9 protein-coding genes and 1 pseudogene are annotated in these 13,077 nt (G+C 39.3%); 2 read left to right on the forward strand and 8 right to left on the reverse strand.

Translation table 11 applies throughout. The annotated features are described in order from the left end of the window. Positions 1-122 (forward strand): annotated as a pseudogene (locus tag QM911_RS09135) (IS630 family transposase); the annotation flags it as partial. Between the two features lie 266 nt (positions 123-388). Here the strand turns inward: QM911_RS09135 and QM911_RS09140 are convergent. From QM911_RS09140 to pbp2b, 8 genes are all read right to left on the reverse strand, one after another. Next, positions 389-1,207 (reverse strand): hypothetical protein, encoded by an 819-nt coding sequence (locus tag QM911_RS09140; RefSeq protein WP_414313803.1) that lies wholly within the window; start codon positions 1,205-1,207, stop codon positions 389-391. Next, positions 1,200-2,318, reverse strand: a complete 1,119-nt coding sequence (locus tag QM911_RS09145; protein ID WP_414313804.1) for an AAA family ATPase — start codon at positions 2,316-2,318, stop codon at positions 1,200-1,202. Before QM911_RS09145 ends, QM911_RS09140 begins: the two co-directional genes overlap by 8 nt. Positions 2,319-2,503: 185 nt before the next feature. Further along, a complete protein-coding gene (locus QM911_RS09150) occupies positions 2,504-2,734 on the reverse strand; it encodes a GlsB/YeaQ/YmgE family stress response membrane protein (protein WP_223140522.1) in 231 nt (76 codons plus the stop codon). Between the two features lie 9 nt (positions 2,735-2,743). Then, positions 2,744-3,985 carry an aminopeptidase gene (locus QM911_RS09155; RefSeq protein ID WP_414313805.1) on the reverse strand — a complete coding sequence of 414 codons (1,242 nt, stop codon included), beginning with the start codon at positions 3,983-3,985 and terminating at the stop codon, positions 2,744-2,746. Positions 3,986-4,008: 23 nt separating this feature from the next. Next, a complete protein-coding gene (locus QM911_RS09160) occupies positions 4,009-4,161 on the reverse strand; it encodes a hypothetical protein (RefSeq protein WP_414313806.1) in 153 nt (50 codons plus the stop codon). A gap of 18 nt (positions 4,162-4,179) precedes the next feature. Further along, positions 4,180-8,574, reverse strand: coding sequence for a PolC-type DNA polymerase III (locus QM911_RS09165; RefSeq protein WP_414313807.1), 4,395 nt, complete (start codon positions 8,572-8,574; stop codon positions 4,180-4,182). A 146-nt stretch (positions 8,575-8,720) separates the two neighbouring features. Continuing rightward, a complete protein-coding gene (recR, locus tag QM911_RS09170) occupies positions 8,721-9,317 on the reverse strand; it encodes a recombination mediator RecR (RefSeq protein ID WP_251938494.1) in 597 nt (198 codons plus the stop codon). A gap of 10 nt (positions 9,318-9,327) precedes the next feature. Continuing rightward, positions 9,328-11,373 (reverse strand): penicillin-binding protein PBP2B, encoded by a 2,046-nt coding sequence (gene pbp2b / locus QM911_RS09175; RefSeq protein WP_075228537.1) that lies wholly within the window; start codon positions 11,371-11,373, stop codon positions 9,328-9,330. 196 nt (positions 11,374-11,569) lie between these two features. On the opposite strand from pbp2b, the gene QM911_RS09180 reads away from it, so the two are divergent. Then, complete coding sequence (locus QM911_RS09180) at positions 11,570-12,415, forward strand: MurR/RpiR family transcriptional regulator (RefSeq protein WP_049525741.1); 846 nt, start codon at positions 11,570-11,572, stop codon at positions 12,413-12,415. Positions 12,416-13,077: the final 662 nt, after the last annotated feature.

A 13,077-nucleotide genomic window follows, 5' to 3' on the forward strand; every position in this document is an offset into this window, starting at 1 on the left:
ACTCACCTGAGTACAATCCTATTGAGAAAACATGGGCTCATATCAAAAAGCACCTCAAAAAGGTATTACCAAGTTGTAATACTTTTTTCGAGGCTCTTTTGTCTTATTCTTGTTTCAGTTGACTATAGTAACAAATGAAGTAAATCTTTCTGTAACAAAAAGTATAGCATCAAGTTTTTCTACCTGATGCTATACTTTTTTCTAATTTCAGAGACTATTTCCAGACTCTTTATCTTTAACCATAAATAAGCTTTTAAATGACTTTATATGGCATCTTATAGAGAGTGGTTCAAAATTAACAGTTCTCTCTAACTTTCGGGGTGCACTTCAACATTTCTTTTTATAACATAATTTATTATTTACAAATCAGTAACATATTTCAATATCGCTATGAAATATCTTTTGATCTATATTGATATTCTTTTTCGAAATATTGGTCTATCCCAAAAATATCAACTATAAAATGAGGAAATGCTGATAATATGACAACTTTATTATGCGGATTAATGAACTTTGTATATTGATTTGAAAATATAGCACTAGAATTCGCAATTTCAGTTTTATCATCAACTAAATACAATGAACAATATATAAAGTATTTAACCAACTTTTCAATCTTCGACTTATCATATAATGGATTATTATACATATCCGAAGTTACATTTTTATATTTATCTTTAAATGTTGTTTTTCCTCTCTTTTTAACATCATAAATATTAAACAGATGTAACAAGACACTATTGCTATCAATATAATCATCGTTAAAACATTTAATTGCTTCAAACATTGGATAACTAATTAATAATTTGCCTTTATCAGTTGATTCATTAAAAAGTAACAAAAGGTCATAAATCTTCGAAGAAAGCAAATCATTCGGGTTATCAGACTTGTAAAAGTAATGCGCATCTAAGTCAAAAAAAAGAAAAATATCAGAAAACGTATCGTAATTTTCTAGTTGAGAATCATATTCCATATTTTTTGATTTTAGTATGTCTAGTAAAACAGGAATCGTTTCAAATTCATCCTCATCCGGATATTCAGAGATTTTTTTATATAAATCATATATTAATGTTCCGTAGCTCTGAACAACAATTGGAATAATATTATTTCCATTTTCTACCATACGTTCTTGGTGATATTGGATAAATTGGTCTATATATTTTGGTTCATCTACCTTACCTTCAACAATAAATAAAATATTACTCATTATCAAAACTACCTGCTCGATACATTTTTTCTATATTTTGTGCTTGACGAATTTCACGACCTGAACGATCTGCTATATTAGCAATTCTATTATTAGAAATAGTAAAATAACTATCAGGTCTTAAAATAGAGTTAGACATATTTGCAGTATTATGTGTTGTTAAAATAATTTGACTGGTAGATTCTTTGAGTTTTTGTATCAATTTTCTGGAAACATCATGATGAAAATAAGAATCAAATTCGTCAATAAACATAAAATGAATACCATCTTCCATTTGCATATACCACATATAAAATAATGATAAGGCAACTGTTCCCTTTGACATAATGCTAAAGAAATTAGCCTCTTTCCCAGAAGGAAATTTTACAAAAATATATTTTGTATCATCAATTTCTTTTTCAAACAAGTCATATTTAATACCCAAATCAGACAGAAATTCTTGATAATCTTTTATTTTATTTTTTTCAATAATTGTCGAGGCTATACCACCATTACCTGTCGTATATCCCTGATAATGATTACCATATATTGAGTCGAAAGATAACATCGATTCAACAAACTTAATAAATCTGTTAAAAATGTCATCCTTAGTTCCCTCAATGTTATCTGATCCTGTTGAATAAACATAAGCAAGTTTTACTAGAGATTGGTCGTTTCTTAATTTATCAAAGTTAATTTCACTACCATTTTTTAAATTTATAGTCCTAAACTGTCTCTTTTTATCATACTGAATAATTAATTCATCATCTATAAATAATTCTTCACAAACAATTTCATCATAGCTACGCTTAGAGTAATTATATTTAACAATGTGATTACTAAAATTAAATGTATATTCAAATTCAGCAAACTTAGGCATAGTCTCTAAATTTAAAAAATGCTTTTTATAATCATCACTATTTTTTTCATTATCTGTTAGATGAGTTATAATATCCATGATAGCTAAACCTAAGTTTGATTTACCTGAGGCGTTATCTCCATATATAACCGCAGTAGAAAGAATATTGTTTTTTACAATGCTATTATTAAACGAATAATTTCCAGCTGTTAAATCAAACTCAATTTGTGATGCAAAATTTTTAAAACCTTTTACCTTAAATTTTTGTAACATACTAGCCCTCCTTTAACCGTAAAAAAATTACGATTCATTTAATTATACGATAAATATTCAATCAGTGCAAGAATAAGACATAATACTTCAAAATAAAAATACCTCAAAATTAGATTTTTTTGTCTAACTTTTGGGTGCAGTTCAACAGTTCCAACCTCTATTTCAAAATAACATTAAGCCTTAACTTAGCTTCCTCTTTCCCAGAAGATGGCTAGTAAAATCATGGCCCCGAGAACTGATGGGATAATGGCTGTACCGTTTAGGCTTGGTCCCCAAGAACCAAAGAGTAATTGTCCTAGAAAGGCACCAATCCAACCCAGGAACATTTTCCCGAAGCATCCCATTCGTTCGCCACGATTGGTGATAGCTCCTGCTAGTAGTCCGATTAAAAGACCGACAAACATACTTCCAAGCATAGATTCTCCTTAAATTGCCCAATCTCCATTACGGAAGAGTGGTACGCGTGTTCCATCCTCACGGATACCATCGATATCCATTTGGTTAGAACCAATCATAAAGTCAACGTGAACATCTGAACGATTAAGTCCTGCAGCTTCAAGCTCTTCTTCGCTCATCTCTGCTCCACCAACAACGCTAGTTGCGTAAGCGGCACCGATAGCCAAGTGGTTTGAAGCATTCTCATCGAAAAGAGTATTAAAGAAGGTAATACCTGACTGAGAAATTGGACTTGGATCTGGTACCAAGGCACATTCACCCAAGGCACGCGCACCAGCATTCTTAAAGACAAGGTCCTTCATAACCTGGTCACCCTTTTCAGCTGTAATATCAACGATTTGACCATTTTCAAAGGTCACCTTGATGCCTTCGATGATATTTCCATTGTAGCTGAGTGGTTTTGTAGACGTTACATAACCATCAGCACGACGGAAGTCAGGAGCTGTAAAGACTTCTTCTGTTGGCATGTTTGGCAAGAATCCTTCACCTTGGGCATTAACTGCACCAGCTGATTCCCAAACGTGGTTCTTCGGCAAGCCAAGTTTCAAATCAGTTCCAGGTGCTGTGTAGTGAAGAGCTGAGAATTGCTCTTTGTTAAGCATTTCTGCCTTGCTCTTCAGGATAGCTGCATGTTCTTCCCAAGCCTTAACTGGATCTTCTTCGTAGATACGGCAAGTCTTGAAGATTTGGTCCCAAAGGAGGTCCACTGCTTCTTCGTCACTCGCAGCATTTGGAAAGACCTTTTTAGCCCACTCGAGTCCAGCAGCTGCTGCTACAGTCCAGCTAACCTTGTTAGATTGAGTGGCGATACGCATTGGCTTCATAGCAATTCCCATAGCTTTTGCAGAAGCAGAGAGCTTTTCAGCGTCCACTCCGTTCAAGGCACCTGGGTCAGAAGAACGGACACCGAGACGACTTGCTTTGTTTTCAAGAAGGTAATCCATCTCAGCAATCTTGTATTCAGGCACATTGTCCAAACGCTCTAGTGGCGCGTGCAGGAATTTCTCACGGTTTACAAAGTCATCTGCCCATTGAACGATAACTTCATGTGCACCAAGTGCATAAGCTTCTTTGACGATTAAGTGAGCCAACTCGCGTTGTTCCACATCGATAGAGAGGGCCAAAGTGTGACCAGGTTGCACGTTCACTCCGTTCGCAACCAACAATTTAGCATATTTTTCTAGATTTTCTTTAAAATTTGGTAAAACCATGTTGTTTCTCTTTTCTATATTTTTTAGTTTTTATGTAAAGCAGAGAGTAGCCCTGCTAGTGCAATAGCACCTGACAAGAGTGCTGTTGACAAAAAAATTGTCTGATCAGCAAGTTCCAATTGATATTCAAATACCTTCTCAGCCGGTTTATCTTCCGCAAAAATTCTTAGTTTCATGAAATATCCTCCAAGTTCTTAAAACAAATCATCAAACAGACTGAGCTGGTTATCCTCTGGCATATTACCGAGAATTCCCATTTCATCCATCTTTTCAACCAAGGTTGATGAGAGTCCACCGCGCTTGCGGAGTTCTGTTTTAGAGAGGAACTCCCCTTCTTGACGAGCACGAACCAATTGCTTGGCAACGTTCTCTCCAAGACCATCCATAGCGACAAACGGTGGGATGAGGGTATCTCCGTCGATGATAAATTCAGTCGCATCACTGCGATAGAGATCCAATTTCCCAAACTTGAAGCCACGTTCCCACATCTCATTGACGATTTCAAGAGTTGTGTAAAGGTCAATTTCTACGTTGGAAGCTTCATTGTTCTTACGCTTTTCAGCAATTTCTTGCATCTTGCGTTTGATAGCATCCAAGCCTGTACCCATGGTCTTGATATCAAATGCCTTGGCACGGATGGAGAAGTATGCACAGTAATAATAAATCGGATGGTGAACCTTGAAATAGGCCACACGAAGGGCCATCATAACGTAAGCAGCCGCATGGGCTTTAGGGAACATGTACTTAATTTTCCCACAAGATTCGATATACCACTCAGGTACATTGTTAGCCTTCATAGCTTCGATATAACTATTGCGCTCTTCTTCTGAGATTTTAAGCCACAATCCCTTACGTACACGCTCCATGATGGTAAAGGCCATCTTTGGATCCAGGCCAGCGTGCATGAGGTAAACCATGATGTCATCCCGACATCCGATAACGGTTGATAGGTCCGCAATTCCAGCCTTAATCAAGTCCTGGGCATTTCCCAACCATACGTCGGTACCGTGTGACAGACCAGAAAGCTGTAGCAACTCCGCAAAGGTCGTCGGATGGGTTTCATCCACCATTCCGCGAACAAAGTTGGTCCCAAACTCTGGAATTCCAAGCATACCAGTTGAAGTCCCGATTTGCTCAGGTGTCACTCCCAGGATATCTGTACCCGAGAAGAGAGCCATGACACCAGGATCATCCATAGGGATATCATTTGGATCAATGCCTGACAAGTCCTGGAGCTTGCGAATCATGGTCGGATCATCATGACCAAGAACATCGAGCTTGAGGACGTTCTCATCGATATCGTGGAAGTTAAAGTGAGTGGTCTGCCATTCAGCAGTTACATCATCTGCAGGATATTGCACTGGAGTAAAGTCATAGACATCCATATAGTTAGGAATAACAACGATTCCCCCTGGGTGCTGACCGGTCGTCCGTTTAACACCAGCAGCTCCTTGGGCTAGGCGCTCTACTTCGGCTTCACGGTAGAACTTGCCATAGTCACGCTCGTAACCTTTGACAAATCCATAGGCTGTTTTAGCAGCCACCGTACCAACCGTTCCTGCACGGAAGGCATATTCTTCCCCAAAGATATCACGTACATCCAAGTGGGCGCTCGGCTGATCCTCACCTGAGAAGTTCAAATCGATATCGGGAACCTTATCCCCGTCAAAACCAAGAAAGGTCTCGAAAGGAATATCCTGTCCATTCTTGCTGAGTTTGTGGCCACAGTTTGGACAGTCCTTGTTAGGCATATCAAACCCTGAACCGTAGGAACCATCCGTGATAAATTCACTGTACTGACACTGACCACAGACATAGTGAGGAGAGAGAGGATTAACCTCGGTGATCCCAATCATGGTCGCAACAAAACTGGATCCAACAGACCCACGGGAACCAACCAAGTAACCTCGTTCGTTGGAACGGTGCACTAGCATTTGCGAAGCCAGATAAATCACGGCGAATCCATTCCCCAGGATAGAAGTCAATTCCTTTTCAATTCGTAAATCAACGATATCTGGCAGTGGATTTCCATAAATTTCAAAAGCTTTTTTATAGGTTAATTCAGCAACTGTTTCTTCGGCTTGGTCAATGAAAGGTGTATACAAATCACCTTTAACGACCTCAACAGGCTCAAAGATTTCTGCTAAGGCATTGGTATTTTCAATGACAACCTTACGAGCCAAGTCCTCTCCTAGAAAGGCAAATTCATCCAACATTTCATTGGTCGTTCTAAAATGTGCCTTGGGTAGCGGAGCTGGTTGGGCAGCTTCTCCGTGGCCGATCGTTCGGTTAATCATCGCCCCCTGACCTAGACTGCGGACGATGATTTCTCGATAAATTTCATCCTCAGGTTCGAGATAGTGGACATTTCCTGTCGCAAGAACGGGTTTCCCAAGGCGATCTGCAACCTCTATCAAACTCTTGATAATGGTGTGGAGCTCCTCCATGTCCTTGACCTGCTCTTTGGCAATCAGAGGTGCATAGATTGCCGGAGGCATCACCTCGATAAAGTCATAGTATTTAGCAACTTCGACTGCCGCATCTACACCTTGTGATACAACTGCATCAAAGACTTCCCCTTCTGTACAAGCGGAGCCCAAAATTAAGCCTTCTCGATGGGCATCCAGTATCGTACGTGGAATCCGCGGTACTCCTTCAAAATACTGGGTATTTGATAGAGAAACCAGCTTAAAGATATTTTTCAAGCCCACCTGATTTTTCACATAGATGGTCGCATGCTTGACGCGAGCTTTTTTATAAGAATCTGGACTGATTAAATCAAGGTTTAATCGCGCCAAGTCTATCACTCCATGCTTTTCTGCCACTTCCTTGATAAAGATAAAGAGCAGACGGCCAGTTGCTTCTGCATCGTAGTTGGCCATGTGGTGGTGTTCTAGGGCAACACCAAAACGCTTGGTCAAGGGTCCTAGACCATGACGTTTATACTCAGGATAGAGATTTCTTGCGAATTCTAGTGTATCGATGACGGGTTGAGTGATTTTTGGCAGGCCATGACGTTCATAGTTGGCATTCATAAAGCCAACGTCAAAGGTTGCATTGTGGGCTACAAGAACGGTATCCTTACAAAACTCTTGGAATTCTTTCAGAACTTGAACCAAGGGTTTGGCATTTTTCACATGCTCATCCGTAATTCCTGTCAATTCAGTAGTAAAGGCTGATAAATGGTGACCAGGATTGATAAATTCATCAAATTCAGCTACGATATTGCCCTTATACATCTTAGAAGCCGCCACCTGAATCAAGTCATTATAGATAGCAGATAGACCAGTCGTTTCCACGTCAAAGACTACATAAGTAGCTTCAGAAAGGTCCATCTCCACTTCGTTATAGACGATAGGAACACGGTCTTCAACGATATTGGCTTCCATCCCATAGATCAGCTGGATGCCAGCTTTCTTAGCCGCCTTATAGCCATGAGGGAAGGATTGAACATTCCCATGGTCCGTGATTGCTACCGCTTTATGACCCCATTTAGCAGCTTTCGCAACGAGTTCTTCAACTTCAGGTAGAGCATCCATGGTCGACATATTGGTATGGGCATGAAACTCAACGCGACGCTCACCTTCTGGCATCAAGTCCTTACGTTCATAGTGAACAACTTCCTGCACGTCCTGAACATTCATGGTCAAATCTCGTGTAAAATTATTGACCTCGACATTTCCTCGAACACGGAGCCAGGAATTTTTCTTGATCATGTCAAATTTTTGGGCTTCTTCTTCATTTTTAACCCATTTTTGCATGGAGAAGCTAGATGTATAGTCCGTCATCTTGAAATTAATTAGGACACGACCCGTTCTAGTCACCTTCTGCTCGACATCAAAGACAACTCCTTCAAAAACCAGACGATTTTCCTCAGTATTAACCTCAATCATAGGAGTAATCTCTGCCTTGTCTAGTTTTGGCTTGGCAGCTGCCTTCTTGGATTGGAAATCAAAGACAGGCTTATCCTCAGCTGGAGGTGGTGGCGCCATCTGTTCCAATTGTTCCATAGCCCGAAGTGTTTCTTCATTGGCAGCTTGGATAATCATTTGATTTTCCGTCTGAAAGGCCTCTTGCTCTTCCCTCGTGAGTTCTTCATTTTTTTCTAAAATGCAGGATAATTTAGGAAAGCCAAAAAGTTCCAGCTGTTTGCTAAGATTTGGCAGATGATTTTTTCTAAAATGCTCTGTATCTGCCGCTTCAGAAGCTTCAATAATCAACTGGTCATTTTCAAAGCGAACCTGAAAATTCTGATATATAGAACGAAAACCTTGACTAGCGCAAGGACCATCCGAAAAAGCCTCTCGATAGTAGGCTTGTAAAAGTTCTCTAGAAAATTCCTGATTTCTCGTTTTTATCTCAAAACTAGCCTGATTTCCCGTTTTTGAGAATTCTTCTTTCAAGCCTCTTTTCAACTCTAGAAAAAGTTCAAAAGGCAAGATATTTTCAAAAACAAAATGAAACTCCCAAACTTTGCTTCGTTTATGAACAATAACTTGTTCTATTTCAGCCTGAGAGAAGGCCTCATGATTTCTCATTTCAGCGGGGATTCCCAACTGATTCATTAAAATTTCAAAAGTGGTTGACATCCATTTTCCTCACAATATACTCCTTCTATTTTACCATATTTGAGGCACTTTTTCCTATTTCTACCAAACAGAAAAAGAAGCCACAAAGTGACTTCTTTTAAATTGTTAACAGCCTAGTTCATTGCATCTATCCTTAACCTTACAGACTAGAGCTCTGTACGATTTTCAATAGCTCTTAAGAGCGTTACTTCGTCAGCATACTCGATATCAGCTCCGACTGCTAGACCTCGCGCTAGACGAGTAACCTTGATTCCTGCTGGCTTGAGAAGTCGAGAGATATACATGGAGGTCGCCTCACCATCAGCAGTGGCATTGGTCGCGACGATGACCTCTGAAACCTCGCTATCCATGAGACGAGTCATGAGACTTTTAAGATTGATATCGTCAGGACTAATCCCATTCATAGGGGAGATCAATCCGTGCAAGACATGATAGAGTCCGTGGTATTCTTGAATATTCTCCATAGCTGCTACATCTCGGCTATCCTCTAATACTAGGATAGTAGTCTGATCACGACTAGGATCCGTACAGATTGAACACGGATCATCATCCGTCAAACGTCCGCAAATCGAACAATAGGTCAATTCTCGCTTGGCTGCAAGGAGATTTTTAGCAAATTCATTGACGTCGTCATCAGACATCCCAATCGTATAAAAGGCCAGTCGGGTTGCTGTCTTAATCCCGATACCTGGAAGTTTAGAATAGCTGTCAATCAACTTAGCAATAGGTGTTGGATAAAGCATGGCTTCCTTTCTAATTCATTGGATGGTGTTGGTTGTATAGATTGATAATGTCGCGAGCAATTGCTGGCCCAACATTTTTGGTTAAATTGGTATTATGAGGAAAGACTACTGCAACTGCAATTTGAGGATTTTCTGTTGGAGCATAGGCCACGGCATTGGTATTATTAGCTTCTTTTTGACCACCAGCTACATAGCTTTCAGCTGTACCGGTTTTACCACTGATAGAAACAGTGGCACCATCTGAAAACGCCCGTCCTGTCGTTAGGGGACTAGTTCCATGCGATACTTGGTAAAATCCTTGGTGCAAGATTGCCATATCTGATTCAGAAATATTGATTTTATTCATTTCGGTGCTAGTTGTTTGCTGAATCAAATTTCCTAGACCACCTTGCTCATTATTATCATAGACTCCTTCTACGATATGAGGAGCCAGGCGAACACCATTATTAGCGATTGTTGCCACATACTGGGCCAACTGCATTGGTGTGTAGTTATCAAACTGTCCAAAAGCATTGTACAGATAATTAGCCAAATCAAAGTTTTTAGGAATAAATCCTGTTGATTCCTCTGGCAAGTCAATCCCTGTAGCAGCACCCAAACCATACTCACCAAAAGTTGCGCGTAGTTTTCCCATGGCAGACTCTAGTTGGTCGGTCTTAACTGTCATATCCGGTTGATAGGTTTGCCCCATCATTCCTAGGGCAGTTTGAATCATATAGGCATTGGATGAGTATTCCAAAGCCTCGACTGCTGTAATCGGGAAGGAACCGTAAGCAAGAGTATACCAAGAATTGATAGCTGGGGATCCTTGGAAAACGATTGGCTGGTCTGTCAAGGTCTGGTTCCCCTTAAGAACACCATTTTCCCATCCCGAGCTGATGGTAGCCGCTTTAACGACAGAACCTGGAACAAAGACATTGGTCACAGTCCCCAGCGAGTCTGTGGTTAAGTCACCCGTTTCCAAATTATGTTTAATCCCTGACATAGCTAACACAGCACCAGTCTTAGGATTGAGCGCTACTGCATAGACACCTTCAGAATATTTTGCTCCACCATTTGAAAGTTCCGAACTGAAGTAACTTTTCAGAAGATTATCCACACTGTCTTGGAAGGTCAAATCAATGGTCAATTTAATATTTTTTCCCTTGCTACCTTCTTCGACATTTTCCACACTCTCCATATCGCCATATTTATCGAGATGGATTTCTTTTACGGTGCGCTTTCCTTGTAGAACTTCTTCGTATTGTTTCTCCAGATAAGAAGTTCCAACACGGTCATTAAGTGAATAGCCTTTTTGCAAATAAGCATCCACATCCTCAGCTGGAAGACCTGATTTCTCACTAGAGACACTTCCAACGATAGATGAAAGAGATGTTTCTAAAACCTTTCTATCCCACGAAGTTGAAATGCTAATACCAGGTAATTCCTTGGAAGCTGAAGCAATGATGGCCACCTGTGTGTCACTTAATGGATCGGTTTGAATATTCCCTGTCGCAAAATTACCAACTGCATTGAGCTGGTTAAAGAGGTAGATAACCTTCTTTTCATCCTCTGAATAGTTCAGTTGATCAGAAGTGATACTCTCAGCAGCATTGTTATAAAGTTGAGCTTCGGATAGTTGATTTCCATCAGAATCAAAACGTTTATCCTTAGGAAGAGCCTCTACCGTTTTTTTATAGACAGCTGGATCTGCTAGATAATAGTCAGCCATTTGACGTTCTGTCAAATCTGGCGAGGTAACTGTTACATACGTTAAGAGTTTAGTGGAAATATCCTTTAAATCAGTAGCTGTCATCTTATTGCTTCGTGTGAAAGCCACGACTTGTTTAACGGTATTTTCTACCAAGGGTTTTCCAGCCGCGTCATAGATTTCTCCACGAGCAGAACCCGTTGTTACCCTAGTTTGGCTAGCAGACGCTAACTTGGTTTCATAGAAATCCTTGTTCAAAACTTGCATATAGAGCAAGCGACCAATGATGGTCATGAAAAGTAAAATAACGATTGCAAACAATAAATTAAGCCGAATCGGTATCGAATGGCTATTGAATTTTCTCATACAAATCAGTCTCATTTCTAATCAAAATCTCAATTTCCATTGTACCATAATTTGAAGAGAAAATTATGGAAAAAGAAAAGACTTTTCCTTTTTATCCCAAAAACAAAGCAACTGTGGTATAATAGAAGTAAGCGCTATTTTATTTGTTAGGTTTTATTGACAAATAATGTTTAACAAATAACTACAAAGGAGTCCCATGAACAAGCCAGATATCTCTACGATTATTGATCTTCACTTTGAAGAAATGACCGATTTAGAGCAAGAGATTGCTCGCTATTTTTTGCAGGCAGATACCATTCATGATGACTTGTCTTCTCAGCAGGTCACTCAAAAACTTCATATTTCTCAGGCGGCTCTCACTCGTTTTGCCAAAAAATGTGGCTTTACGGGTTATCGGGAATTTATTTTCAAATACCAACAACAAAAGGATACCCTTTCCGTTCCTCAACAAGATATGAATCCTTTGACACAAAGAGTCTTGAGAAGCTATACAAATATCCGAGAAATGACACAAGAATTGATTGATGATGACCAACTGGAGCGCATTGCCCAAATGATTGATCAATCAGAACGCGTCTATTTTTTTGGCACTGGAAGTTCTGGCCTCGTTGCGCGTGAGATGAAATTGCGTTTCATGAGACTTGGAGTCGTTTGTGAGGCTTTGACAGATCCAGATGGTTTCGCCTGGACAACCAGTATCATCGATGAAAAATGTTTGGTCTTTGGCTTTTCCCTTTCAGGAACAACTCCATCCATCATTGACAGTCTACTAGACGCTCAAGATATGGGGGCTAAAACTGTTCTTTTTACTAGTACGCCAAGCAAGGAAACTCAGGAATTTACAGAAACTGTACTGGTAGCAAGCCAGAGTCAGGCTTCCTATATCCAACGCATTTCTGCCCAACTTCCTATGTTGATCTTAATCGATCTCCTCTATGCTTATTTCCTAGAAATTGATCGTGAAAGTAAAGAAAAAATCTTTAACAGTTATTGGGAAAATAAAAAACTAAATGGCTATCGTAGAAATAGAAGATCTAGATAAGCCTTCATCCCTTTCAAGTGAACAAGCATATGAGCAACCAGCTATTAAAGTCGCTGGTTTTTAGTTTGCTCAAGTCCTATAACCGAATACTTCTCCCTTATGAGTATAGTGAATTGAAATAAGATGTGAACAAAGAGATTAGGAAAGTCAAATTAATTTCTAAAAACGTTTTAGAATCCTTAGTGTACTATTCTAGATTCAATCTACTATATATTCTTAAAAGATGATTAGAGAGTTTTTCAAAAATTCAATCCCCCTTAAACTTGAGCAAGTCAAACCTATCACCTTACTTCATCTAAAGAAACGCCATTCCCAAAATTTTCAATGCCGGAAATTCCTAGTATTCGACTCACCTATCACAAATAAAACTTACCAAACATCAACTCTAGTTTGATCAAAAGAGAACTCCCACTCTACTAAAAACTTTCTTTAGGTTCTTCCTTTTGTTGTGATTTATGAGGAGCTTTAGCTCATAGAAAGACTTTTTGTTTTCCAAATGCATAAAAAGAGGCTGGGTCAAAGATCTTTAAAATCAGGCTCTATAATATTTGTAGTGGGTAAATCCCCTATGGATATTATGGAGCCTATTTTTGTGTAGAAAAAAAGTCCCATATGACCTATAATGAAAAGCGATCAAACAACTCATTAGAAAGAATCATATG

Source organism: Streptococcus infantis, from assembly GCF_047460825.1.
Taxonomy (GTDB): Bacteria; Bacillota; Bacilli; order Lactobacillales; family Streptococcaceae; genus Streptococcus; species Streptococcus infantis_V.